23 protein-coding genes are annotated in these 25,540 nt (G+C 59.9%); 9 read left to right on the top strand and 14 right to left on the bottom strand.

Annotation, left to right across the window (positions count from 1 at the left end; translation table 11 throughout):
- Nucleotide 1 precedes the first annotated feature (1 nt).
- Genes HGP31_RS13375 through purU form a run of 5 tightly spaced genes read right to left on the bottom strand, consistent with a single transcriptional unit; the run spans nt 2 to nt 6,191 of the window.
- On the bottom strand, nt 2-2,899 hold the full coding sequence (locus HGP31_RS13375; protein WP_020800976.1) for a 2Fe-2S iron-sulfur cluster-binding protein: 2,898 nt from the start codon (nt 2,897-2,899) through the stop codon (nt 2-4).
- Entirely contained in the window at nt 2,896-3,195 is a 300-nt protein-coding gene (locus HGP31_RS13380; protein WP_033042852.1) for a sarcosine oxidase subunit delta, read from the bottom strand. Before HGP31_RS13380 ends, HGP31_RS13375 begins: the two co-directional genes overlap by 4 nt.
- 13 nt (nt 3,196-3,208) lie before the next feature.
- Nucleotides 3,209-4,450, bottom strand: coding sequence for an FAD-dependent oxidoreductase (locus HGP31_RS13385; protein ID WP_033042854.1), 1,242 nt, complete (start codon nt 4,448-4,450; stop codon nt 3,209-3,211).
- Nucleotides 4,432-5,328, bottom strand: coding sequence for a bifunctional methylenetetrahydrofolate dehydrogenase/methenyltetrahydrofolate cyclohydrolase FolD (gene folD, locus HGP31_RS13390; RefSeq protein WP_020800973.1), 897 nt, complete (start codon nt 5,326-5,328; stop codon nt 4,432-4,434). The genes HGP31_RS13385 and folD overlap by 19 nt, the downstream gene beginning before the upstream one ends.
- Complete coding sequence (gene purU / locus HGP31_RS13395; protein WP_151142470.1) at nt 5,325-6,191, bottom strand: formyltetrahydrofolate deformylase; 867 nt, start codon at nt 6,189-6,191, stop codon at nt 5,325-5,327. The genes folD and purU overlap by 4 nt, the downstream gene beginning before the upstream one ends.
- A gap of 353 nt (nt 6,192-6,544) precedes the next feature.
- Between purU and HGP31_RS13400 the strand changes: the two genes are divergently transcribed.
- Genes HGP31_RS13400 through HGP31_RS13410 form a run of 3 tightly spaced genes read left to right on the top strand, consistent with a single transcriptional unit; the run spans nt 6,545 to nt 9,784 of the window.
- On the top strand, nt 6,545-7,834 hold the full coding sequence (locus HGP31_RS13400; protein WP_020800971.1) for an NAD(P)/FAD-dependent oxidoreductase: 1,290 nt from the start codon (nt 6,545-6,547) through the stop codon (nt 7,832-7,834).
- Nucleotides 7,835-7,859: 25 nt separating this feature from the next.
- Nucleotides 7,860-8,414, top strand: a complete 555-nt coding sequence (locus HGP31_RS13405) for a helix-turn-helix domain-containing protein (RefSeq protein WP_020800970.1) — start codon at nt 7,860-7,862, stop codon at nt 8,412-8,414.
- Nucleotides 8,415-8,437: 23 nt separating this feature from the next.
- On the top strand, nt 8,438-9,784 hold the full coding sequence (locus tag HGP31_RS13410; RefSeq protein ID WP_168757915.1) for a glutamine synthetase family protein: 1,347 nt from the start codon (nt 8,438-8,440) through the stop codon (nt 9,782-9,784).
- A gap of 357 nt (nt 9,785-10,141) precedes the next feature.
- On the opposite strand, the gene HGP31_RS13415 is transcribed toward HGP31_RS13410, so the two are convergent.
- The 3 genes from HGP31_RS13415 to HGP31_RS13425 form a co-directional block, all read right to left on the bottom strand.
- Complete coding sequence (locus HGP31_RS13415; RefSeq protein WP_083348885.1) at nt 10,142-10,543, bottom strand: hypothetical protein; 402 nt, start codon at nt 10,541-10,543, stop codon at nt 10,142-10,144.
- Between the two features lie 110 nt (nt 10,544-10,653).
- On the bottom strand, nt 10,654-11,286 hold the full coding sequence (locus HGP31_RS13420) for a response regulator (protein ID WP_020801265.1): 633 nt from the start codon (nt 11,284-11,286) through the stop codon (nt 10,654-10,656).
- Between the two features lie 28 nt (nt 11,287-11,314).
- Nucleotides 11,315-12,682 (bottom strand): cache domain-containing protein, encoded by a 1,368-nt coding sequence (locus tag HGP31_RS13425; protein WP_020801266.1) that lies wholly within the window; start codon nt 12,680-12,682, stop codon nt 11,315-11,317.
- Nucleotides 12,683-13,064: 382 nt separating this feature from the next.
- On the opposite strand from HGP31_RS13425, the gene HGP31_RS13430 reads away from it, so the two are divergent.
- Both HGP31_RS13430 and HGP31_RS13435 read left to right on the top strand, forming a co-directional pair.
- The gene (locus HGP31_RS13430; protein ID WP_168757916.1) at nt 13,065-15,134 is read left to right on the top strand and encodes a carbon starvation CstA family protein; all 2,070 of its coding nucleotides are present in this window, start codon (nt 13,065-13,067) and stop codon (nt 15,132-15,134) included.
- Entirely contained in the window at nt 15,124-15,321 is a 198-nt protein-coding gene (locus HGP31_RS13435; protein ID WP_020801269.1) for a YbdD/YjiX family protein, read from the top strand. Before HGP31_RS13430 ends, HGP31_RS13435 begins: the two co-directional genes overlap by 11 nt.
- A 1,019-nt stretch (nt 15,322-16,340) precedes the next feature.
- On the opposite strand, the gene HGP31_RS31100 is transcribed toward HGP31_RS13435, so the two are convergent.
- A complete protein-coding gene (locus tag HGP31_RS31100; RefSeq protein ID WP_168757917.1) occupies nt 16,341-17,966 on the bottom strand; it encodes a methyl-accepting chemotaxis protein in 1,626 nt (541 codons plus the stop codon).
- 349 nt (nt 17,967-18,315) lie between these two features.
- Between HGP31_RS31100 and HGP31_RS13445 the strand changes: the two genes are divergently transcribed.
- Together HGP31_RS13445 and HGP31_RS13450 are read left to right on the top strand one after the other, a co-directional pair.
- Nucleotides 18,316-19,386 carry a GGDEF domain-containing protein gene (locus HGP31_RS13445; protein ID WP_168757918.1) on the top strand — a complete coding sequence of 357 codons (1,071 nt, stop codon included), beginning with the start codon at nt 18,316-18,318 and terminating at the stop codon, nt 19,384-19,386.
- Nucleotides 19,387-19,543: 157 nt separating this feature from the next.
- Nucleotides 19,544-20,047, top strand: a complete 504-nt coding sequence (locus HGP31_RS13450) for a hypothetical protein (protein ID WP_168757919.1) — start codon at nt 19,544-19,546, stop codon at nt 20,045-20,047.
- 109 nt (nt 20,048-20,156) lie between these two features.
- Here HGP31_RS13450 and HGP31_RS13455 read toward each other — a convergent pair whose 3' ends face one another.
- Nucleotides 20,157-21,722 (bottom strand): aldehyde dehydrogenase (NADP(+)), encoded by a 1,566-nt coding sequence (locus HGP31_RS13455; protein WP_168757920.1) that lies wholly within the window; start codon nt 21,720-21,722, stop codon nt 20,157-20,159.
- Nucleotides 21,723-21,730: 8 nt separating this feature from the next.
- The gene (locus HGP31_RS13460) at nt 21,731-22,354 is read right to left on the bottom strand and encodes a cysteine hydrolase family protein (protein WP_033040583.1); all 624 of its coding nucleotides are present in this window, start codon (nt 22,352-22,354) and stop codon (nt 21,731-21,733) included.
- Nucleotides 22,355-22,453: 99 nt separating this feature from the next.
- Between HGP31_RS13460 and HGP31_RS13465 the strand changes: the two genes are divergently transcribed.
- The gene (locus HGP31_RS13465; RefSeq protein WP_168757921.1) at nt 22,454-22,972 is read left to right on the top strand and encodes a winged helix-turn-helix transcriptional regulator; all 519 of its coding nucleotides are present in this window, start codon (nt 22,454-22,456) and stop codon (nt 22,970-22,972) included.
- Between the two features lie 116 nt (nt 22,973-23,088).
- A complete protein-coding gene (locus tag HGP31_RS13470; RefSeq protein WP_168757922.1) occupies nt 23,089-23,427 on the top strand; it encodes a hypothetical protein in 339 nt (112 codons plus the stop codon).
- Between the two features lie 98 nt (nt 23,428-23,525).
- On the opposite strand, the gene HGP31_RS13475 is transcribed toward HGP31_RS13470, so the two are convergent.
- The 3 genes from HGP31_RS13475 to HGP31_RS13485 all read right to left on the bottom strand — a co-directional run bounded on the left by HGP31_RS13475 (nt 23,526) and on the right by HGP31_RS13485 (nt 25,468).
- Nucleotides 23,526-24,026, bottom strand: coding sequence for a porin family protein (locus HGP31_RS13475; protein WP_020801229.1), 501 nt, complete (start codon nt 24,024-24,026; stop codon nt 23,526-23,528).
- Between the two features lie 216 nt (nt 24,027-24,242).
- Nucleotides 24,243-25,133, bottom strand: a complete 891-nt coding sequence (locus HGP31_RS13480; protein WP_168757923.1) for an AraC family transcriptional regulator — start codon at nt 25,131-25,133, stop codon at nt 24,243-24,245.
- Nucleotides 25,133-25,468 (bottom strand): hypothetical protein, encoded by a 336-nt coding sequence (locus tag HGP31_RS13485; RefSeq protein ID WP_020801227.1) that lies wholly within the window; start codon nt 25,466-25,468, stop codon nt 25,133-25,135. The genes HGP31_RS13480 and HGP31_RS13485 overlap by 1 nt, the downstream gene beginning before the upstream one ends.
- Nucleotides 25,469-25,540: the final 72 nt, after the last annotated feature.

Here is a 25,540-nt window from a genome sequence, read left to right on the forward strand (position 1 = left end):
CTCAAAGCTCCTGGCGCAGGTTGGAAGGGTCGAAAAAGGGCAACGGCACCACATCGGCATGGACCACACGCCCACCTTCGACACGGATCGCAATCCGTTGCCCAGGTGTGCTTTGGTCGATGCCGGCGTACGCCAGGCCAATGATCTTGCCCAGGCTCGCCGAGTACTCGCAGGACGTGACGTTGCCGCTGATGTCCGGGCCGTTGAGCACCAGATGACCTTCCAGCGGTTGCGCGCTGCCCTTGGGCAAGGTGAAACCCACCAATTTGCGTGTTTGCGGCTGGGCTTCGAGGATGTCCACCGAGCGCCGCCCGACGAAGAACGGCTTGTTGCGATTGACGGCCCAGCCCATGTCGATTTCCATGGGATGGGTCATGCCATCGGTGTCCTGGCTGATGATCACATGGCCTTTTTCCAGGCGCAGCAAACGCTGGGTCTCCACGCCGAAAGGGCGAATGTCATGGGCCTTGCCGGCTTCCATCAGCGCGTCCCACAGCGCCAGGCCATGGCGCGCCGGCACGTGGATTTCATAACCCAGTTCGCCGACAAAACCGACTCGCAACAGCCGCGCCTTGATCCCGGCCACGGTGCCTTGACGCACGCCCAGGTAGGGAAACGCTTGAGCGCTAAGTTTGAGGTCGGTGCAGACCTTCTCCAGCACTTTGCGCGAGTCGGGACCGGCGACATTGACCGCGCAGATCGCCGCCGTGACGTTGGCGACATCCACGTCCAGGCGCCATTGCGCGTTCCACTTGAGCATCTGCTGGTAGATGCGATCCACGCCGCTGGTGGTGGCGGTGACGTAGAAGTGATTGTCGGCGAAACGTGCGCAGACGCCATCGTCGATCACCACTCCGTGTTCATTGGTCATCAGCGCATAGCGGGAGCGACCGATCGGCTGCTTGAGGAAGGCGAAGGTGTACATCCGGTTGAGCAGTTCGGCGGCGTCCGGGCCACGCACATCAAGCCCGCCCAAGGTTGAGACGTCGATGATCCCGACCTTGTTGCGCACATGCAGCGCTTCGGCCTGCATGCATGCCTCGCGGTCCCGGGCATTGCCGTAGTAGGCCGGACGCTGCCAGATGCCGGCCGGCATCATCTTCGCGCCGGCTTGCAGGTGCCGGGCATGCATAGGTGTCTGTCGATACGGATCGAACGCGCGACCGGCCACATGGGCCAGTTTTTCCGCGACAAAGGGCGGGCGCGCGGTGGTCACGCCGGTTTCGCTGATGTTGCGCTGGGTCGCCCAGGCCACCAGGCGCGCGGTCGGCAGGGCCGAGTGACGCCCTTGCGAGGGGCCCATGCCCACGGTGGAATAACGCTTGACCAGCTGCACGTCGCGATAACCGATGCGCGTGGCATTGACGATGTCCGCCACTTGCAGGTCCTCGTCGAAATCGACGAAGTCCTTGCCCTTGGGGTGGGGGAAGATCGGCCAGTTGAAGTTGACCCGTACCTCGCTGCCCAAGGGCGCCCGGTGCACACCGACTGCCAGCCCCAGCGCAGCGGCGGCGTCGGCACCGGCGTTGACGCCGTCGGCGATCACGTTGTCGAGGCGGTGACGGCCATTCACCGAGCCTGCGACCGCAAGGTTCTGCGGCAGTCCGCTGAGGGTGAACTCGGCGCGCTGATCGTCGTAGGCCAGCTTGCCGCCTGCCTGGCACAGCAGTTGATAGACCGGCATGTAGCCGGCGGACATGCACAACAGGTCGCAATCCAGGCGTTGCCCGCTCTCGGCGACCTGGCCCTGGGCGGTGATCTTGCGCACGTCGACGCCATTGACATGGCGCAGGCCTTTTTCGTGCAGCGCTTCATACACGGTACTGTTGAGCTGGCAGGCAATCTTGCGTTGCGCCAGCGCGCCCAGTAGGGCCACGTCGCCCGGGCCTTGGCGCATGTCCACCACCGCGGCGACTTCGACGCCCTGGTCAAACAAGTCCAGCGCGGCGAGGTAACCGTCATCGTTGCCGGTCAGCACCACCGCGCGTTTGCCCGGCTTGACCGCGTACAGCTTCATCAGGCGCTGCGCGGCGCTGGTCAGCATTACGCCGGGCAAGTCGTTGTTGCGAAACACCACCGGCTGGTCGAACGCCCCGCTGCACACCAGGCACTGTCGGGCGCGCACCTTGTACATGCGTTTTCCTTGAATCACCGGCAGGTAATTGTCGGTGAACCAGGCGTTGCAGGTCGCCTCGGTGAGGATGCGAATATTGGCGTGCTGTTGCACCGCCGCGAGCAATTCGCGGCGCAAGGCGTCGGCGCGAATGCCGGCGATGTCGAAGCGGGCATAGGTTAGCGAACCGCCGAGGACCGGCTGTTGCTCGATGAGCAATACCTTGGCCCCGGCATTGGCCGCGGTCAGGGCCGCGTGCAGTCCGGCGGGACCGGCGCCGATCACGGCCAGGTCGGTGAACAGGTAGGCCTTGTCGTAATATTCGGGCTTGAACATCAGGTCGAGTACGCCCAGGCCGGCCTTCTTGCGAATGATCGGTTCCCAGACTTTCCACATGCCCCTGGGCTTGTAGAACGAGCGGTAATAGAAGCCCACCGGCATGAATCTGGAGAACTTGCCCAGATAAGCATCCCGGTCGTTGTCCAGTGAGCCGTTGACGTTCTGCGCCGTCACCTGCAAGCCGGCAACCAGCGCATGGGCATCGGCCAGTACGTTGGGTTCCTGGGGCAATTGCACCAGGCTGTTGGCGTCCTGCCCGGCCATGGTCAACGGGCCACGTGGGCGGTGGTACTTGAACGAGCGGGAAATCAGGAAGCGTCCGTTGGCGAGCAGGGCGCTGGCGATGCTGTCGCCCTGCAAGCCCTGATAGGGTTGGCCGTCGAAACTGAAATCGAGCGGCTGGTTACGGTCGATCAGCAGGCCCATCGGGGCGGGTAGGCGGTTCATCCGGCGATCTCCTTGGCGGCGTTGAAGTCGACGCGGGCAGTGAAAAATTCTTTAGGGTCGAAAGTGCGCAGGATTTCGTCGGTGACGGTGTGGCGTTCGGCGAGAAACCAGTAGCTCGACGGCGTGTGCATCCACCATTCGCGCACCACGCCGGCGAGGTTGTCGGTGTTGAACACGTAGTCGGCCCACTCGGCATCGCTGCAGCGCAGTGCATCGGGCATCGGCTTGAATTCGCCGCCATAAGTGAATTCGCTGATATTGCGTGGCCCGTTGAGCGGGCAATTGATGATTTTCATGGTCCGCTCTGCCTCAGTGACTGGCCGCCGTGGCGCCCATTTCGTTGACTTGCCGGAAGGTCGAGAAGCGCTCCAGGCCGAAGGGCTTGATCAACTCCGGTACCTTGCCGCCGCTGGCCACAAGTTCAGCCATGGTCTTGCCGCAGACAGGCGTCGCCTTGAAGCCCCAGGTGCCCCAACCGGCGTCCAGGTAGTAATTCTTCACCGGCGACAGGCCCATGATCGGGCTGTAGTCCGGGGTCATGTCGGTGATCCCGGCCCACTGGCGCATCAGCTTGGCGTTGGCCAGGAACGGGAACATTTCGATGGCGTGGGCCAGCAGGCTTTCCTTCAGGTCCAGGGTCGATCGGGTGTTGAACAGCGGGTACGGATCGGAGCCACCGCCGAACACCACTTCGCCGCGGCTGGTCTGTTGCACGTAGCAGTGCAGCGCCGACGAGCTCACCAGCGGATCGAGGAAGGGTTTGAAGGGCTGGGTGACCATGGCTTGCAGCGGGAAGGTCTGGATCGGCGAGCGAATCCCGGCCTTGGCCATCAGCAGTGAGCTGTGCCCGGCAATCGCCTGCACCGCGCAGCCACACTTGATGGTGCCGCGGTTGGTCTTCACGGCGGTGATGGCGCCGTTCTCGATGATCAGGTCCTGCACCTCGGTGAGCTGATGGATTTCCACCCCGCGCTTGGCCGCTTGCTTGGCGTAGCCCCAGGCCACCGCGTCGTGGCGCGCGGTGGCGCCGTCGATGTGCCAGAGACCGGCGATCACGGGCAGGTGGCCGGGGTCGAGGTTGAGGCTGGGCACCAGTTCGCGGATCTGCTGGCGGTCGATCATTTCAGTGCGACCGCCGAAGTGCTTGTTGACCTCGGCCCGCTGGCGGAACGAACGCACGGTGGCATCGGTGTGGGCCAGGGTCAGTTGGCCGCGTTCGGAGTACATGATGTTGAAGTCGAATTCGTTGGACAGGCCCTGGAACATTCGCACCGATTCGGCATAGAAACGCACGCCTTCGCTGGTCAGGTAGTTGGAGCGGATCACTGCGGTATTGCGCGCGGTGTTGCCACCGCCCAGGTAGGACTTTTCCAGCACGGCGATGTTGGTGATGCCGTGATACCTGGCGAGGTAATAAGCGGTGGCCAGGCCATGGCCACCGGCACCGATGATCACCACGTCATAGCTTGATTTCAATTCACGCGGCGGCGGCAAATCCACTTCCACCGGGTACTCGGAACTCAGCCCGTACTTCAAGAGATTGAATGGCATACGGCCTCCGATAGGCTGTGCTGTTGCATAAGGGCTGCGGTCACGGTGTTTTTCATCAGGAAGGCAATGGTCATCGGCCCGACACCACCGGGTACCGGGGTGATCGCCGCGACCTGGGGCAGGGCGCTGTCGAAGTCGACATCGCCGACCAGGCGGCTGCGACCGGCGTCGTCGATACGATTGATGCCGACATCGATCACCACTGCACCGGGCTTGAGCCAACTGGCATCGATCAATCGCGGACGACCCACGGCGGCAATCACGATGTCTGCCTGACGGCAGAGCGCCTGCGGATCGGGGCTGCGCGAATGCAAGACCGTCACCGAGCAGTCGGCCTTGAGCAATAGCGCCGCCATGGGTTTGCCGACGATGTTCGATCGGCCGATCACCACTGCATGCTTGCCGCGCAGATCGCCGCAGGTCTGCTCCAGCAGGTACAGGCAGCCACTGGGTGTGCAGGGCGCGAGCACGGTGCGTCCCTGGCTGAGGCCACCTACGTTTTCACTGTGGAAGCCGTCGACGTCCTTGCCTGGGACGATCGCCTGCAGTGCCCGCAGTTCATCGACCTGGGCCGGTAGCGGCAATTGCAGGAGAATGCCGTGGATCGAGCCATCGGCATTCAGCCTGGCGATCAGGTCAAGCAGCTGTTCGGTGCTGGTGTCTGTGCCCAGCCGATGTTCCAGGGAGCGGATGCCGACCTCTTCTGCGCGCAGAATCTTGTTGCGCACATACACCTGGCTGGCCGGGTCGCTGCCGACCAGGATCACCGCCAGGGCCGGCTGGATGTCTTGCGCGCGCAGGCGCTCGACGTCCTTGCGAACCTCGATCAACACCCGCGCGGCGGCGGCTTTGCCGTCAATCAGTCGGGGTGTGTTCACCGGAAAATCACCGTTCTGTCCTGATTGAGGAAAACCCGGTGCTCCAGGTGGTACTTGACCGCCTTGGACAGGGCCACGGTCTCGGTGTCACGCCCGGTGGCCACGAGGTCATCCGGCAGGTAGACGTGATCGACGCGCTGCACCTCCTGTTCGATGATCGGCCCCTCATCGAGATCGCTGGTGACATAGTGGGCGGTGGCGCCGATCAGCTTCACGCCGCGCTGGTACGCCTGGTGATACGGCTTGGCGCCCTTGAAACCTGGCAGGAACGAATGGTGGATGTTGATTGCCCGACCGGACAGTTGCCGGCACAGGTCGTCGGAGAGGATTTGCATGTAGCGCGCCAGCACCACCAGCTCGGTGCCAGTGTCGTCGACCACCTTCATCAGCTCGGCTTCCTGGCGGGCCTTGGTGTCCTTGGTGACTGGCAAGTAGATGAAGCGAATGCCCTCGCGCTCGGCCATGGGCCGCAGGTCGAGGTGGTTGGAGACGATGGCGGTGATGGTCATGTCCATCTCGCCCTTGTGGTAGCGGTAGAGCAGGTCGGTCAGGCAGTGGTCGAACTTGCTCACCATCAGCAGCACGCGCATCGGTTCGCGAGTGTCATGCAGTTCCCAGCGCATGTCGAAGGCCTGGGCGACATCGCTGAAACCGTCCTTGATCTGCTGGATATCCCCTGCGTGGCCATCGTTGAAACGGAACACCGCACGCATGAAAAAGCGCCCGCTGAAATCGTCGTCGAATTGCGCCATCTCCCCGATGTAGCAACTGTTGTCCGCCAGGTAGGTGGTGACGGCAGCGACAATGCCGGACACCGCGGGACAGGTGATCTTGATGATGAAATGGTTTTTTTCGTGTTGCATGACACGTCCTCGGGATGATGGCGGCAGCTCATCGCATAGCGAAAAAATGTCAGCGGACAGCGAGGCTCATTCCATGAGCGCGGTTTCTTGTCAGGAATAATATATTCCTGTTAGTGGCTTTATAGGGGAAATGCAGGGGGCACGTCCAGAGGTTTTGTGAAAGTTTTTTAACTGCTGGGAATTTTATTGGGCAACCCGACGTGCCCTGTAGGAGCGAGCATGCTCGCGAAAAACCCGAGAACACCGCGGGGCGTCAGGCTCCTCACAACCACCTTGGCCACACCGCTTGCGCGCATGAAATTAAACCTGTATTTTTTCATGAAATTAAAACTATAAAATTTCATGGAGCCGGTATGTTTCAGCAATCCACCCAGCATGTCGCCAGCTATTACGCCCATACATGCGCCGATCGCCTGGTCAATCGAGCGGCGTTGGAGGGCGAGCAGGACACCGACGTGCTGATCATCGGTGCCGGCTTCAGCGGTTTGCACACGGCGTTGCGCCTGGCCCTGGCCGGCAAGCGCGTGACACTGCTGGAGGCCAGCCGGGTCGCCTGGGCCGCGTCGGGACGTAATGGCGGCCAGGCCATACTCGGTTGGTCCTGCGACATGCCGCCGCTGGAAGCCGCACTGGGCCATGAGCGCGCGCGGCGGTTGTGGGACGGCATGCGCTGGGCGGCAAAAGAGGTGCGCGAATTGCCCAGGCGCCATGGTTTCGATTGCGACTACCGGCCCGGGCACCTCTGGACTTCGGTGATGCCACGGCGGGTGGGGTTGTTGACCGAGTGGCAGCACGAGGCCAGCCACAAATGGGGGCATGACGGTTTGCGCTTCATCGAGCGCGCCCAGTTGCCCGAATGGGTGGCCAGCGAGCGTTACCAGGCCGGTTTGTACGACCCCGAAGGCGGGCATTTGAACCCGCTGAAACTGGCACTGGGACTGGCCGCCGCGATCGAGCAGGCCGGTGGTGTGATTCATGAACAAAGCATGGCGTTGAATTATCGCGAGGACTCGAACGGCTACGTGGTGACGACTGAACGCGGACACATTCGCGCCGATGTCCTGGTATTGGCCTGCAATGCCTATCTTGACCGGCTCGACCCACAGCTATCGAGTTGCGTACTACCCGTTGGTACCTATCAGGTGGCCACGGCGCCGATGTCCGAGGCCCAGGCAGCCGCTCTGCTACCCAGCAATGTCTGCGTCACCGACAACCAGTTCGTGCTCGACTATTTCCGCCGCACGCCAGACAACCGGCTGCTGTTCGGCGGCGGTTGCACCTATCTGGGGGGCATGCCCAAGGACATCGCCGGTGCCACACGGCCGTGCCTGGAAAGGGTGTTCCCCCAATTGAAAGGCATTGAATTGGAGTTTGCCTGGGGCGGTCACATCGACCTGACGCTCAAACGCACGCCCGACATCGGTCGGCGCGGTGACTTGTATTGGTTGCAGGGCTATTCCGGGCACGGCGTGCTGCCGACCCTGGCCGGGGCACGGGCGGTGTCTGACGCTATTCTCGGCCAGCCGGATGAGCTGGGGCTGTACCAGGGTTTGACCAACCCCAGTTTTCCCGGCGGCAAATACATGGCAGCACCGCTGGAAGCCATCGGCAAAGCCTGGTACAGGCTGCGCGACAGCATTTGAATCGGCCACTTCTGGAAGCCTTTAGATGGACATGCAAGAAGAGATTTCGGCGCTGGCGATCCTGATCCAGGACCTGCGCAAGCACAAGAAGTACACCTTGAAGGATCTGGCCGACAAGATCGGCCGCTCCGTGGGTTTTCTTTCCCAGGTCGAACGCGGCTTGTCCCGCCCGACGGTGGCGGACCTGACCGCCATCAGCGAGACCCTCGGCGTGCCGACCACCTATTTCTATAGCCTGCCCAAACCCATGGCCCTACCGTGGGTGACCCGGCCGGATGAGCGCCGCACGTTGTATTACGCCGATGGCATCACCGACATCATGGTCTCGCCAAAGATGCGTGCGTCCTTTTCCATGCTCGAAAGCCAGCTGGAGCCCGGTGCCAGCAGCGGCGACCGGCACATGAAGGACAGCTCGGAGCAGGGCGGCTATGTGCTGGAAGGGGAACTGACCCTGTGGCTCGACCAGAACGAACCGGTGACCCTGCACGCTGGCGACAGTTTTCAACTGGCCAGTCATGCCCACTGCCGCTACGGCAACCTCTCAGACCAAATGACCCGCGTACTTTGGGTCTACACCTGATAAAAACAACAAGGAACAAAACGATGGATGCTGTGTGCTCTGATTTGTTGGCCGAAGTGCGTGGGTTTCGTCAGCGCTACCCCGATGTGCGCTTCGTCGACCTGATATCCCTGGACATTCCGGGGCATTTCTACGGCAAGCGCTACCCGATCGAAATGCTCGAAAAAGTCGCCGCCGGCAGCGCCCTCAAGTTGCCGCAAAACTGCGTGTTGCTCGGCACCCAGGGCGGGCTGTTCAAGATTGGCGACTACTGCTTCAACGATGGCGATCCGGACGCGCTGCGTCGCCTGGTACCGGGCACGCTCAAGTTGGTGAGTTGGGAGAAGCAACCGCTGGGGCAGATGTTGATTACTTCCGATGGCACGGAAAAACCGATCGTCTTCGAACCCCGTGAAGTCCTGGCGCAGGTGTTGGCGCGGCTTGGAAGCAAAGGCATTTTTCCGGTGGTGGCGTTCGAACTTGAGTTCTACCTGTTCGACAGTCGGTTGCGCGATGGCTTGCCGCAGTTTGCCCGCGACCCGCTGACCGGCGATGCGGACGATCAGCCGAACATGCACATTGAACGCCTCTCGCGATTTGCCCCGGTGCTCGACGAAATGGTCGAGACCGCGCGTGCGCAAGGCATCGATGCGACGGTGATCACCGCCGAATTGGGCCCCGGTCAGTTCGAGATCAATTTCGGTCATCTGGACGATGGTCTGCGCGCTGCCGACTGGGCTGCGTTGTTCTGCCGCAGCACGCGAGGCGTGGCACTCAAGCACAACTACCGCGCCAGTTTCATGGCCAAGCCTTACCTGCAGCACCCCGGCAGCGGCATGCATGTGCACGTGAGTCTTTACGACAAGGCCGGCAACAACCTGCTGGCGGCGAACGGGCAACGCGCGTTGCGCCATGCGGTGGCCGGTTGCCTGGATGTGTTGCCGCACTGCATGCCGATTTTCGCGCCAAACCACAACGCGTTGCGCCGCTTGAGCGCCACGGTCAACGTCGCCTCGCGCGCCAGTTGGGGTTTCGAGGATCGAGACGCATGCCTGCGGGTGCCGGAGTCTGACGCCAGGAACCTGCGGGTCGAACATCGCCTCGCTGGCGCCGATGCCAACCCGTATCTGGTGCTCGCCGCGATCCTGGTGGGCCTGGAACAAGGCCTTGAACAGGAGCGCGAGCCGATCGCCCCACTCAACGATGACCGCAACAGCGGCATCGACTTTCCGCTGGAAATGCTCGACGCCGTGCGAGCCATGCAAGGCCATCAAAAACTGCGTGAAGGTTTGGGCGCGGAATTCGTCGATGTGTATTGCGAGAACAAGCGGCAGGACCACTTGGCGTTCCTGAACGACATCAGTGCACGGGAATATCGCTGGTTCCTGTAGTTAAGGTTGTTTCGAGGTTAACCGTAAAAAATATCTGGTTATTTAACAGGTTACAGATTTTAGTAACTGAACGGTTAATCAAAATATCTTGTTACAGGGCGAAACATTGCGTAATATCCGCCCCGCGTTCACCACCACGGTTTATGCATTTTTAAGTCCCGGGCGTCCATCAGCTGCCCGGGATTTTTTTTGCCTGAAATTCGGTGTCATTCAGTTGGTTTCTCTGTAGGAGCGAGCATGCTCCGGGCGGCGTTCCGACGATGGACGTCAACGATGACGCGGGATACCTGCGGCGCAGACTTAAAAAAGCCCGGCTGATCAGGCCGGGCTTTTTGTGGGTGCGGTGAAGCGATGGGTTCAGGCGACGGTGTTGCCTTGCAGGCGGTCCGAGCCATCGGCAGCGACGGTGTTGCCTTGCAGGCGGTCAGAGCCATCGGCGGCGACGGTGTTGCCTTGCAGGCGATCCGAGCCATCGGCGGCGACGGTGTTGCCTTGCAGGCGGTCAGAGCCATCGGCGGCGACAGTGTTGCCTTGCAGGCGATCCGAACCATCGGCAGCGACGCGATTCTCGATCAGGCGATCCGAACCGCCTTCAGCTACACGATTCTCGATCAAACGATCCGAACCACCTTCAGCCACTCGGCTTTCAATCAGACGATCCGAGCCACCTTCCGCCACGACAGGCTGAACAGAGGTTGCGGCAAAAGCGTTAATTGCGAAAACCGAGAAAGCGATGCTGAGGAGGGTTTGGCGTTTCATGATCGTGTGCTCCGGGGTGTTGTTGGTTGGTATGGAGCTGATGTTACGCCGTGGAATTTTTAAGAGAACTTCATTGAGTTAATGGTGACTATTGACGCAGTCAATGATCGCTAGCGCGAAATGAGCCCGTGATCGATCGCGTATTTGACCAGCGCTGCCGGCTTGTCGATGTTGAGCTTGCGCCGAATGCTCAAGCGGTGTGTCTCCACCGTGCGCACGCTGATATCCAGTTCCCGTGCCATTTCCTTGTTGTTCAGCCCTTGCGCCATCTTCGACAAAACCTGGCTTTCACGGGGGGTCAGTTCGTTGTCGGTGTTTTTGTCGGCGATCAGCCGCTGGGCGATGTCGGCGCTGTAGAAGGTCCCGCCGCTGGAGATGGCTTCGATGGCCGCGATGATTTCCCGTGAAGGGGCATTCTTCAACACGTAGCCACTGGCGCCCGAGCGCAGTGATTCACTCACGTACTCATAGTTATCGTACATGCTCAGCACCAATACCTTTAGCGACGGGTACTGGCTGCGCAGCACGCGGGTCAGTTCCAGGCCGTTGATGTCCGGCAGGCTGATGTCGACCAGCAGCAGGTCGGGCTGGCAGCGTCCGACCATCTCGATGGCTTCGGCGCCACTTTCGGCTTCGCCAACCACTTCCAGGGGGGCCATGACGGACAGCAGCGCCTTTATTCCGTCACGGACCAGGGCGTGATCGTCGACCAAGGCGACGCGGATCGGGGAGGGCAGGTTCATTGCAGGCTTCACTCTTGTTTTTGGGGCATCAGCGTTTGCTGGCAGGCAGCTTCATCGGTAGCAGAACATCCAGCTCACTGCGTCCGGGCGTCGAGATCAGTTCGAAGCGGCCACCAAAATGTTCGACGCGTTCACGAATATTACGCAAGCCAATGCCGACGTGGCGACGTTCGACCTGGGCGACGTTGAAACCGACTCCGTCGTCGACCACCGTCAGCCGCACCGATTGTTCGCAGCCGCGCAGCGTAATGGATACGTGCCTGGCCCGGGCGTGGCGCTCGATATTGGTCAGGCCTTCCTGGACGATGCGAAACAACGAGACCGCTGCGCCGTCGACCAGTTGGCAGTCGAACTCATTGTCGTCATAGGTCACGGTAAGGCCGCTGCGCTGTTCGAACTCAGCGGCCAATTGACCGATTGCCGCCGACAGGCCGAGGGTATCGAGCAACGATGAGCGCAAGTCGTGGGAGAGGCTGCGCACTTCGCCAATCGCATCACCCAGGCGCGCGGTGGCATCCCTCAACGCGCCCAGGCCCTTGTCGTGGTTTTGCCCGCTTTCCAGCAAGTGGCTGGCGAGTTCGAACTGAAACTTGATCGAGACCAGCACCTGGCTGATGCCGTCGTGCAGCTCGCGGGACACCCTCGAGCGCTCTTCCTCCTGCAGGCTGACAATCCGCTGGGTCAGGCGCTGCAGTTTCTTGTCCGCCAGGCGATGTTCGCTGACATTGAGGGTCATGCCGGTGGCGAAGACAAACAGCACCGCCACCAGCGCCACCACGGCAATTGCCACCATGGTCTTGCGGATGCCCTGGGCCACTTCGGCTCGTGCTTGCTGGGTGGCGCGCTCGACATCTTCAAGGTAAATGCCGGTACCGAGCATCCAGCCCCAGCGATCGAGCATTACCACATAGGCCAGTTTGTCGGTCACCTGGCCGGAGGAGGGTTTGTTCCAGGCGTAGCGTTGGAAACCTTCGCCCGATTGCGCACTCTTGAGCAGCGCCTGGATCACCGGCAGGCCGTGCGGGTCTTTCATGTCCCACAGGTATTTGCCCACCAGTTCCGACTGTCGCGCGTGCATCAGGCTGCGGCCTTCATGGTCGTAGACGAAGAAGTAGCCATTGATGCCAAAGCTGAGCTTGCGCAGTTCCTCGAGCACCTGTTGCTGGGCGCGAGCGTCGCCCTGGCCGTTGTCGTACAGCGGCTCGATCAGGCTTTTCGCCATTTCGACGTAGTTTTTCAGCTCCGCGCGCTTGCTCATCAGGATGCTGTCTTCGATCAGCTGCGCCTGTTGATCACCCAGTTGGCGATTGAGGGAAATCACCAGGGCGCAGATGACGGCAATGGCCAACACCAGCGGCAAAATGCCGAGGGCGACGATCTTGTGTTTGAGCTGCATGGTTGCTCCTGCCCGCGCGAGGGGCCGGCATCATATGCCAAAGATACGCCAGACCTGTAGCGTTGCTGGACGGAATGACTGACGGGGGTAATCCACGATCTGTGGAAGCCTTTGTTGCGAGGGGATTTATCCCCGTTGGACTGCGTAGCAGTCTCGATTTTTTGGGGCCGCTGCGCGCCCCAACGGGGATAAATCCCCTCGCCACAAAGGCTCGCCACACAGAAAGATCGGCGGCGTCTACGTAGAACTACGTAGACGCCGCGTACGTAGTAACGCGGATTTATTTGTGGACGACATGCGCGGATATTGGCCCAGCTCCGCACAGCGGACACAATTATAAAAATTACCGCCGCAGTCACGAGCTGTCGGCAGGAGACCCTCTATGCCCCGTCTGGCTAAACACCTCGCCTGGTTTGCCGTGGCTGTCCTGGGAGCGATTGCGCTGAGTGTCGTGGCCCTGCGCCGCGGCGAAGCGATCAACGCCCTGTGGATCGTCGTTGCAGCCGTCGCCATCTACCTCGTTGCGTACCGCTACTACGGCCTGTTCATCGCCAACAAAGTGATGCAACTGGACCCCAATCGCGCCACGCCCGCTGTGCTCAACAACGATGGTCTGGACTTCGTGCCGACCAACAAGCACGTGCTCTTCGGTCACCACTTCGCGGCCATCGCCGGCGCGGGGCCGCTGGTCGGTCCGGTACTGGCGGCGCAGATGGGCTACTTGCCCGGCACGCTGTGGCTGATTGCCGGCGTGGTGCTGGCCGGTGCCGTGCAGGACTTCATGGTCCTGTTCATGTCCACCCGCCGCAACGGCCGTTCGCTGGGCGACATGGTCCGCGAAGAAATGGGCCGCATCCCCGGCACCATCGCGCTGTTCGGCTGCTTCCTGATCATGATCATCATCCTCGCGGTGCTGGCGCTGATCGTGGTCAAGGCCCTGGCCGAGAGCCCGTGGGGCATGTTCACGGTCATGGCGACCATCCCGATCGCGATGTTCATGGGCATCTACATGCGCTACATCCGTCCGGGCCGCATCGGTGAAATCTCGATCATCGGCGTGTTCCTGCTGCTGGGCTCGATCTGGCTGGGTGGGCAGATTGCTGCTGACCCGGTGTGGGCCAAGGCCTTTACCTTCACCGGTATCCAGATCACCTGGATGCTGATCGGTTACGGGTTCGTGGCTGCCGTTCTGCCGGTCTGGCTGATCCTGGCACCCCGTGATTACCTCTCCACGTTCCTGAAAATCGGCACCATCGTCGCCTTGGCCATCGGTATCCTGGTGACCATGCCCGAGCTGAGAATGCCGGCACTGACCCAATTCGTCGATGGCACGGGACCGGTGTGGAAGGGCGGTATGTTCCCGTTCCTGTTCATCACCATCGCCTGTGGCGCGGTATCGGGGTTCCACTCGCTGATCGCTTCTGGCACCACGCCAAAATTGCTCGCCAGCGAAGGTCATGCCCGGTACATCGGTTACGGCGGCATGCTGATGGAATCGTTCGTGGCGATCATGGCCATGGTGGCTGCCTCGGTGATCGATCCGGGCGTGTACTTCGCCATGAACAGTCCTGCGGCCATTGTGGGTTCCGATGCTGTTTCGGTTGCTCAGACCGTCAGCAGCTGGGGCTTTGCGATTACTCCGGAGGCGCTGCAAGCAGTGGCCAAGGACATCGGTGAAACCACCATCCTGGCCCGTGCCGGCGGTGCGCCGACGCTGGCCGTGGGTATCGCGCAGATCCTGCACCACGTGCTGCCGGGTGAGAACACCATGGCGTTCTGGTACCACTTCGCGATCCTGTTCGAAGCACTGTTCATCCTGACCGCTGTGGACGCCGGTACTCGTGCCGGGCGTTTCATGCTCCAGGATTTGCTCGGCTCCTTCGTACCATCGCTCAAGCGCACCGAATCCTGGACCGCCAACCTGATCGCCACCGCCGGTTGCGTGGCCATGTGGGGTTACCTGCTGTATCAGGGCGTGATCGATCCGCTGGGGGGTATCAACACCCTGTGGCCATTGTTCGGCATCTCCAACCAGATGCTGGCGGGTATTGCCCTGATGCTTGGCACCGTGGTGCTGATCAAAATGAAGCGTCAGCAGTATGTGTGGGTGACTCTGCTGCCAGCGGTATGGCTGCTGATCTGCACCACCACCGCCGGTTTCATCAAACTGTTCGATGCCAACCCGGCCATTGGCTTCCTGGCCTTGGCTAAAAAATACAGCGATGCCCTGGCCAACGGTCAGGTGCTGGCGCCGGCCAAGAGCATTGACCAGATGCAGCACGTGATCTTCAACGCCTACACCAACGCCACGCTGACCGCGTTGTTCCTGTTCGTGGTGTTCAGCATCCTGTTCTTCGCACTCAAGGTCGGTATCGCCGCCTGGGGCACCAAGGAACGAACGGACAAGGAAGCACCGTTCCAAGCGCTGCCGATGCCTGATCATGTTCAATGACCTGAGTCGCCTGGGCAAATACCTCGGTCAGGCCGCGCGCCTGATGGTGGGTATGCCCGATTACGACAACTACGTCGAGCATATGCAAAACAAGCACCCGGACAAGCCGGTGATGGATTACGAGGCGTTCTTTCGGGAACGCCAGGAAGCCCGTTACGGCAGCAAGTCCGGACCGAAGTGTTGTTGAATGAATGAATCAAGAAACCCGGCTGAAAAAGCCGGGTTTTTTGCTTGGGATTTCGCGTGTTCAGTTCAGATGTGGGTGCTTGCTCGCGAAGGTGGCCTGACAGCCGGACCTGTTATTTGAACTGTAGGAGCCAGGCTTGCCGGCGAAGGCGTCCTGGCAGGCGATAATTGTCTTTCAGGTGTACATATCCGTTGCTGCGGTAACGGCCACTTAGGGTTTCGCCCTTACGGCGAGTCACTTGGAAAAACGGAACGCCGCCCGGCCCCAAGTAACCAAGGGCTCTTGCCCCTGGCGTTCGGTGCCTCGCTAAGGCTCGGCATGCCCTCGCTCCGGTCCTGCTCCGTGGGTCGCCGCGATGGGCCATCCCTGGCCCAGCGCGGCTAAACCGGCATCCTTGCCGGTTTACCCACTGCGCAGAACCTCCACTCGGCCTCTCGAGGGGGCAAGAAAATCAAAAGCCAGATCACAATCAAAAGCGAGGCGGCCGACCGGTCGGCCTGATTGGAAGCCATACGCGTACCTTCTGTAGGAGCGAGCATGCTCGCGATGAATCTGAGAGCACCGCGGGCTGACAGGTACACCGCGTCATCGTTGACGACCATCGTCGTAACGCCGCCCGGAGCATGCTCGCTCCAGGGGATCGAGGTACACCCGTCAAAGTCAGGTCGGCTGTCAGGCCGCCTCGCTTTTGTTTTTGATCTGGGCGCCCCGTTAACCACGCTGGCCGAACGCAGGCATTGCGCAGTGGGGAAACCGGCAGGACGCCGGTTTAGCCGCGCTGGGCCAAGGATGGCCCATCGCGGCGACCCACGGAGCAATGCCGGAGAGAGGGCATGCCGAGCCCTAGCGAGGCACCGAGTGGTGGGGCAAAGCCTTTTGCTTCCTTTTTGGCGTTTGAAAAAGGGAGTCGCCGTAAGGGCGAAACCATAAGTGGCCGTTACCGCAGCAATGGATATGTACTCGGTCAACACAACACAACACAACACAACACAACTCAGGTCAGGTCAGGTCAGCGTCAGCTACAGACTGAACCGCTGCAACATAGCTCCCAGTCCTTCGGACATCGCCTTGAGCTCCTGGGTCGTTCGCACGATTGCGCTTTGGCCCGTTGCATTCTCTTCCACGCTTTGCGCGACCTTTTCCACATTGCTGGCGACATGATCACTCGCTGCGCGCTGTTCCTGCAATGACAGGGAAATGAAGCTCACGGCTGCAATGGATTCATCCAGCGCCCCCTTGATCCGCCCCATGGATTGCCCGGCGCTTGCGACCAGTTTCTGGCCTTGGGTCACACGCTCACAACCGGCAGCCATGCTGTCCTTCGCTTTGACCATGCCGTTTTGTATGGCATTGACCAAGGTCACGATTTCCGTGGTGGACTGGGCGGTGCGCGCGGCGAGGCTGCGCACCTCATCGGCGACCACGGCGAAGCCGCGACCCTGTTCACCGGCGCGCGCCGCTTCGATGGCGGCATTGAGGGCGAGGAGATTGGTCTGCTCGGCAATGCCGCGAATCACACCGACAATCAGGCTGATATTGTTCGACTGAATCGCCAGTTGATCGATGTCCACCGAACTCTGCGTCACCAGATCGGCAATCTGTTGCATTTCCTCGATGGACGCATGCATCACGGCCATGCCTTCGTCGGTGATTTCACCGGCTTTGTGCGCAGTGCTCTGGGCCTGGCAGGCATTGTCGGCGATGTGTTTGATACTCACGGAAAGCTCTTCCACCGTGGCGGCCATCGATGAAGCAGCTTCACTCTGCAGGGCGGCACTGCTCAGACCTTGTTCCGAGGACGCGGACAGTTGTAGCGTGGCCACTTCGATCTGTTCGGAGGCCTGGCCGATCTTGCCGATCATGTCGCTCAAGCTATGACGCATCGCCTGGACGGAATGCAGGACACCGGTTGAAGGTTCCTGCCGATCATCCTGGGTGCGTGCCAGTTTTCCATGGGCGATGTTCGAGCTGATAGCGGCCAGCTCAGCAGGCTCGGCACCGAGCTGCAGGCCCAGCCGTCTGGAAAAGAACCATGAATAGGCCGCGCCAGCCAGCGTCGCCAACAGGAGAATCAACAAGCAGAGCCGGAGATTGGCGGTGTAGGCGATATGGTTTTGGTCAAACTGGTTCCTGGCTTCCAGCAGTTGAACCTCGATTAATTCGGCAAACTTATCCGACAAGGGGTCGAACAGCGGGTACAACTGCTCGATCGAGAAACGTGCCAGACCCACGTCGTCGTTCTGGCGCAGCATGCCCAGCAGACTTTGCAACGGACCGCGGGTGGCGGCCATCAGTGGATCAATCTGCGCGATCAGTCGGGTTTCTGCGGCAATCAGTTGCGTCGACTTGTAGGCTTGCCACGTTAGATCGATTTCCTTTTGTGCCTGATCGATCCGGCTCATCGAGTCCGCCCTGGTGAAGTTGCCATTGCGCGCCTTGTGGGTGGCATCGACGATGTTCACGGCATACAGGTCGGCGATTTTCTTCAGGTCCCGCAAGGGTACGACTCGATCGAGATAGACGGTTTCCAGGCTGTGCACGGCCGATTGCATGCCCAGGAGTCCTAGGCCGCCGACGCACAACAATCCCAGTAATAAAGCGGTAGTCAGCAGTAGAAGGTGAGTCCTGATTTTCCAGCTTTCCATAATCCGGTATTCCTAAGTCGACTTGTCCAGTCAGCAATTGAAGTTGAGCGTTATGCTCCATCCTGTGCGCACGGCACATTGATATCGTGTGCTGGACCAGCCAGGAAAAGCACGGTGTTACCGGCCGGAATTGACGAATTAGAGCGGTCTGACAGAGCGCGCCGAAGGATTTTTCAGACAGGCAGCTTGCGGGTAACCGGGAACACTGGCCTGTGAGGGGCCGTGGTGTGCGGTTTCTGATCGGAACAAAAGCGGGATTGCAGGCAAACCGGGATAGCCGTTTTTCAGGCGTATCGGTATGCTCAGCGCACAGTCCGAAATGCCAATGATAAACGACCACAGTGACGACATGAGCTCATCAGAAACGCGTGCGAATATCCTAGCGCTGTATCCGGAAGACTCCCGCGAGGCGGCGGCCCTGCTCAAGCAGGCCGTGCCCCTGATGGTTCGCCATAACATCCCGCCCAATCCCGTGCACTACGCACTCTGGTACACCTACAGCAAGGGCCAGGACCCGGAACTCATTCGCCACCTGGACCGGGTGGTCAGAGACTTTGACGGTTGCCCGCCAGAGGCTGCGACCCGGCTGTTCCGCCAGTACATCATTCGTGACGAACTCGAGGATGCCCGCGCAGAGCAGCATCAGGTCATCAACCTGGTCGATGGCATGGAGCGCGACGTCTCGCGCAGCGTGCAGGGCAGTCTCACTTTCCAGAACCGCCTGGGGCAGTGCCTGGAAATGCTCGATGAACCGGCCAGCGACCGCCTGCCGGGCATCTTGAGCGAACTGCAGCAGAGCACCCGGTTGATGCAGAGCCAGCAGGAGCACTTCCTCGCGCAACTGCACTCGGCGCAGGATGAAATCAAGACCCTGCGCGACAAACTGCAACGCGCGCAACTGGCCGCGACCCTCGATGGCTTGACCGAACTGCTCAACCGCACGGCGTTCACCCGCCTGCTGGAGCAGGCGCTGGGCAAGGCTTCCCGCGGGGTGGCCCTGGTGATCCTGGATATCGACCACTTCAAGCAATTCAATGATCAGTACGGTCACCCGCTGGGCGACCGGGTGCTGCAGCATGTCGCCCAGGTACTGCGCGGCGCGTTGCCAGCCACTGCTTTCGCCGCGCGCTACGGTGGCGAAGAGTTCTGCGTGGTCCTGCCCGATTGCGCCGACCTGGGCAGTGCCTGCGCCTTCGCCGAGCACCTGCGCCTGAAGGTCCAGTCCTTGCGCATCAAGGCGCGTGGCACCGACACCGTGCTGGACACCGTGACCGCATCCTTCGGTGTCGCCCTCGCACAGACCGGTGACAACCTGGAAACCCTGCTGACACGCGCCGATGATGGGTTGTATCAGGCCAAGCGTAATGGGCGTAATCAGGTATTTGCCTTGCAAATTGGGGCCGTGACTACCTTATCCTGACCTGAGACTGATACCTCGAATTCGTTGCACGTCTTCTGGTTAAAATTACAGTGTCCTAGTCCATTTCCCACAATTTTTTGGGATCTCGCCGGCTTGTGAGAGCTGCCTTCCGTCTGTAATTTGCTAACTCGGCACAGGCAATGCGAAAGGGATTTTTATGCTCGACATTTTGCGTGGCACACCACTGTGGGTTTACGCAGTTTTCTTTATCGTGACGTATTACGGCGTCATTGCCTGCTTCAAGAATCGTGAAACGAAAAAATCGTTACTACTGACACCGGCGATATTTGTCGCTATTTCCGTAGCCTCGCTGAAAATCTCCCAAGGATTTGTGGTTCCTCTTTCTGTTTATGCGATGGGGTTACTGGTTGGCTGGTTGCTGGCTTTGCGTTTTTACTCGTTCCACAACGTAAAACGTGAGGGTGAGGGGCTGGTGCTGGATGGCACAATCAGAGTGCTGATTGTGTATTGGTGCTTCTTCGCGTGGCGTTACTACAGCGGATACCAAGAGGCGGTGCATCCGCAATTGGCCAACGAAATTGGGTTGGTGGCCTGGTCGTCACTGGGGTCCGGGCTTATCAATGGTTTGATCGTTGGACGAAGTTTCAGGTTATTACGTTTTTTCAAGTCCGATAATGTGCCAGCGGTATCTTCTGAATGACGGCCTATCTGGAGGTTTGCCGCCAATAATTGATTCGGAACACGGTCGATGTATTGGTGGAGCGGGTTTGCCCGCTCCAACATTAGATTTTTGCCAGGCGCGACAGCACTTAAAGACCGTCAATGCTACGCGGCACGCCGAGCGGGTTGCTGTCGCGCAGCGCCTCGGGCAGCAATGCATCGGGGAAGCCCTGATAGCACACCGGCCGCAGGAAGCGTTCGATGGAGGTCATGCCCACCGAGGTGAAACGGCTGTCCGACGAGGCCGGGAAGGGGCCGCCGTGCACGCTGGCGAAAGACACCTCCTGCGGATGGGCGAAGGCGTTGACGACAATCCGTCCAGTGCGCCGCTCCAGTATCGGCAGCAAGCGACGGGCCAGTCCCAGGTCCTCCTCTTCAAGGTGCATGGCGGCACTGAGCTGACCGCGAAGTGCACGGGCGACCGCGAGCATTTGCGCCTCATCCTCGACCTTCACCAGCAGGGCTGCCGGACCGAATACCTCCTGGGCCAGGGCTGTTTCGCTAAGAAAACGCTGGCCGTCAACCTCAAGCAAGGCGGCCTGGCCATCAAGGGTTGCCGAGGCGGGCAAGCCTTCGGCGACGGGCGCGGCATCGGCGCCTTGCAGCTTGTCGAGACCGTTCAAGTAAGACCCGTGGATGCCCGGCGTCAGCATCGGACGTGCCGGTGCCATCCCCACACGATTGATCATGGCAGCGCGCAAGGGTTCGAATCCGGGCCCTGCGATGGCAATCAGGATCGCCGGTTTTAGACACGCTTGCCCGACGTTGACCAGCATACGCTCGACAAAACCGTCGCCGATCTGTGCACCACGCACGGCCAGTGCCTGGGGCAGGATGAACGTGGGGTTGACGCTGGCCATCTCGGTGAACACCGGGATCGGCTCAGGGCGTAGTTGCGCCCGGCGATACAGCGCCATGCCGCCCTGTTCGGAGCCGGTGAAGGTCACCGCCTTGATCAATGGATGATCGACCAGGGCTTCGCCGATCGCGTTGCCGGCGCCGCGCACCATCGAGAACACGCCTTCAGGCAGGCCGCTGTCCTGCACCGCCTGGCGGATGGCCCGGGCCTGGATTTCCGAGGCGCCCGGGTGTGCGTTGTGGGCCTTGACGATCACCGTCGCGCCCGCCGCCAACGCCGCTGCGGTGTCGCCTCCGGCTACTGAGTAGCTGATGGGGAAATTGCTCGCGCCGAACACTGCCACCGGGCCGAGGGCGATACTTTGCAGGCGGTGATCCATGCGCGGGCGCGGCTGGCGCTCGGGCTGGGCCGGATCAATGGCCACCTGGAGGAAGCGGCCCCTGCGCACCACTTCGGCGAATTGGCGGAACTGGGTGGCGGCCTTGGCCGCTTCACCCAGCAGCTGGGCTTCAAGCAGGCCGGTTTCCAGCGCGGCCCGTGCCGCAAGCGGCTGGGCGACCACATCAAGATTGTCGGCGATGCGCTCCAGCAATGCCGCACGCTCGGCGAGCGAGGTATGGCTGTAGTGGTCAAAGGCGGCGTCGGCAAGCTGTGCCGCCCTGTCCACTTCGACCGCGCCACCGAAGGCGAAATCCGGTTCGATCAATTGATGGGTGGCAGGGTTGAGCGCTTTCATTGTCCCTGCGCTGGCGGGGACTTCGTTGGCGCCGAGTAACAGGTTTCCAGTCAATTTCATGTGCGTGCTCACGGCTTGAGGGTGGCGATCAGTTGCTCGGTCGTCACAATCGAATGGGCGAAGGTCGGGCCATTCAATTCATGGGCGGCGTGCATCATTTCCGGTTTGAAAGCGGCGGTGGCGTCGCGCACCAGGGTGACGTGGTAGCCCAGTTCCTGGGCGTAACGGGCGGTGGCCTCGATACAGGTATTGGCCAGTAGACCGACGATGATAACGTGGGTGATGCCTTTCTGTTTCAGGCGAAAGTCCAGGTCAGTATTGGCAAAACCGCTCGACCCCCAATGCTCTTGGACGACGATGTCGCCTGGCTGGGGCGCGAAATCAGGATGCCATTCACCACCCCATTCGCCGCGTGCGAAATGGTGCATGTGCTGGATCTTGCATTGGGTGGGACTCGGGTGATCCCAGTTCTCGTAGTCGCCTTGTTCCCAGCGCCGGTGCGGTACGATGAACACCGGCAGGTCAAGTGCGCGGACCGTACGGTCGAGGGCGCGCAGGTTGTCGAGCAGCCCGACTTGCCGGGCGATCGGCTCGAGCAGCGGGAAGATCTTGCCGCCTTCCGACAAAAAATCGTTGTAGGGATCGACCAGCAGGTAGGCGGTTCGAGCCAGGGGGTAGGACGTGTTGGACATGATGGATGCTCCAGTGAAATAGGCTGAGCGATGCCATGGGCTTGCCTTGGCAGCGTGTAGATATGATAATCATAGTTACTTGGAATGAGGCAAGCCCGTATGGCGCTAAAAAAGACTAGTCCTGAAACCTTGTGTCCGATTGCCCGGGCCGAGGACGTCGTCGGCGATCGCTGGACCGTGCTGGTGTTGCGCGAGTTGTTCATGCGCAATCATCGCTACGATGAGATCCAGGCGCAGACGGGCGGTACCCCGCAGATGGTCGCGGCTCGCCTGAAGAGCCTGGAGGCTGACGAAATGGTCGAACGCCGCGCCTACAGCGAGCGGCCACCGCGCTACGAGTACCATCTCACGGCGAAGGGGCAGGCGTTTTATTCCGTGGTCCTGGCTTTGCGTGCCTGGGGTGAGACCTGGTGCAAGACGCCGCAAGAGGGACTGGCCGTGCGCTACACCCACCAGCGTTGCGGGCAGCCTGCCGGGCTGGGGCCGCTGTGCGAACATTGCGGTGAATTGTTGCGGCGCGACGAACTGGTCAGCGAGCCGAGTGCAGCCTATGCCCTGGAGCGCCAGGAACGACGCGAGGCCTTGAAGCGCAAGCCGGTGGCCAAATCCGCAGAGTGAAGGCGACGTCTTTTACTATTCGTTGCACTGATAGTGATCATCATCCATCACAAGTTCTGTTGTGGCCGGCAAACAAGGAACATGGCGTGCATTGAGAACGCTTGTGGAACCCTGTGATGAAGATGTTGACTCGACTGGCGCTGATCGCCTCCTTGCTGCTGTCGGGGTGCGCCTCAGCCCCCAATGACCCGACGCTGACGCTGCAAACGAAAAAGGCGCCGGCGGATTACGCCCACTGTGTCTTGCCGAAACTGCAGAACAACGCGCTGAGCGCAACGATCTCGCAAACCCAGCGCAGCTATCGAATCGTCGTTTCGAGCAAAGTTGCCGCCGACGATGTGCTCGAGGCGTACAAGGCCTCGAACGGCGGCAAGGTGTTCCTGTACGAACGCACGTTGCTGGCCTCGACATTCGGGCCATCGCGACTCGAACGTGCGGCCCAGGAGTGCCTTTGAAAAGCCCCGTGGCGTGTGCACGGCCAGTACTGGGAAACCAATGCCTTCGATGACATCAAGGTTGAGCGACCCACATGGCCGCTCAATTGAAGTGGGTGTTAGAAGAGAACGAAAGCAGAGGCGGTTGTTTGATTCAAGTTGATGTTGCCGACTTCCAGTACTTCATATTCCGCGCGGATACCGATATTGCGAAATACATCGAATTCAACGCCGGCACCGTAGGTCAGGTCGACGCCCGTATCATCGTCGGCAGCATTGCCGTCCGCATCCCAGGCATGAGCACCGACACTGCCAAAGATACGCACCCGATCTCCCAGCGGAAAACCGACATGGGCACTGGCTTGGACGGATTTACCGTCGAAATCAAGTTCCTTGTCCTCGAACTGGCCGAGATCCACGAAGGCGCCCTCAAAGGCCAGATAGCTGTTGAGACGATAACCTGCGAAAACCTTGTAGCTGGAGTCGTCATCACTCAAATGGGTTTTATCGGTTTCAATATTGCTGACGCCAGCGCCGAGGTATAAACCTTTGTCATCAGCGAGCGCCTGAAAAGACAGCAACGAAAGCAGCGATACGAAGCCAAGATTTCGAAGTAGCATGTGAGGTGGGTCCTTATACGGGTTGTGGGTGGTGATGCAGGGCGTTAATAAGCGTCAATAATCCAGGCCAACGCGACGCCACATAAATAAGCGGCAAGGCACAGGATGATTTTCTGTTTGAGTGGCAGCGTACTTAATCGATAGCGCATGCTTATCCCCTTGAGTAGACCTAAGCAATCCTGGCCATTCAGTGGGTAGGTTGAAAATCATTGATTGTTATTTTTCTGGCGTTGCCAGCATTGCACGGTTGCGCCTGGACGTTTCCGAGGGCGTCTCGCCATAAGCGTCCTGATACGCCTTGGAAAATCGGCTCAGATGATGAAAATTCCAATGCATTGCTGTTTCAGTGACTGTAGGCCAGGTGTTGCGGATCAAGTCTCGGCGGACATGGGCGAGTCTCAGGTTTCTGATGTAGGCGATTGGCGAAGTGCCGAATGTTTCAACGAAACCATGATGCAAGCTGCGAGTGGTGGTTTGCAGTTGTTTTACCAGCACCTTCATGTTCAATGGCTTGTTTGTGTTTTGATGAATGTACTCAATTGCCTCTGTCGCGATCTTCCTTCTGGTCGGGGGCCTCAGTGCGGAGCGGCCAACGGGTGTCAGGGCCCGTATCAGGGCAACCAGCAATGCATCTTCATTACATGATTGTTCATGGCGTTTGCGCTGTTTCAACGGAGCTTCATGGGTGGAGGTCAAGTAAGCATTGAAGACGTCAATGGCGGATTGTACTAATTTGAAATTGGCAACCTGGAAGCGGTATGCCTGTCGATTTGCAAGGACGTCGATCAATGAATGGTTTGCGACGCACTGTTGGTAATGTTCTACATTTGTGGTCAGGGTAAACAGGGTTTCATTCGGCTCGCAGGTGTAGCGTACAAACTCGCCGCTATACAACACGATTATTTCGTTAGGCCGCAATTCACGGTTGTTGACAGTGGGTCGACTAACCCTGGTTTGGGATATGGCCAAGGTGACACAGTCATGAGGTACAAAGCCGATTAGCGTGACAGCTGAATCAAAGTGCAGTCGACTGCATTGGCGCCTGCAATCCTGCATGAGTTTATGCTCACTATTGCGTACTTCGTGCTTTGAGGGGGCGATGCTCATCACGTCGACGACTCCCGCATGAGCTCCAGTGCCGCAGCAAAAACGTACGTGTCGCTCGTGGATAACTCCACCAGGCTCTGAAGTTTGCACGGCGCTATTTTCGAGCCAAAGATGGCTGACTGGTTTGACGGGCCGAGGTCTGAGGCATTAAAGGCAAAGAAATCATCCACGCGATAATCGGTACAAATTTTGTAACTTGATTGTTCTTCGATCAGCTTGTTTTCGTTGCTTTCAATGCGCGTCAGGTTGGCCTTGTAGTGTTCCTTGTCGTCGGCCCAGGCCTTGAGCGAAAGCAATACACCAAAGGATACGCTTGCGAGGTTTTTAAGCAGCATTGAGGTGCTTTCCTTGTTGATGATTTTTCAGGCAGAGCAGTGTGTCTGCCGTATCACTGTCACGGCTTTGCC

The organism is Pseudomonas umsongensis, assembly GCF_012647205.1.
Classification (GTDB): domain Bacteria; phylum Pseudomonadota; class Gammaproteobacteria; order Pseudomonadales; family Pseudomonadaceae; genus Aquipseudomonas; species Aquipseudomonas umsongensis.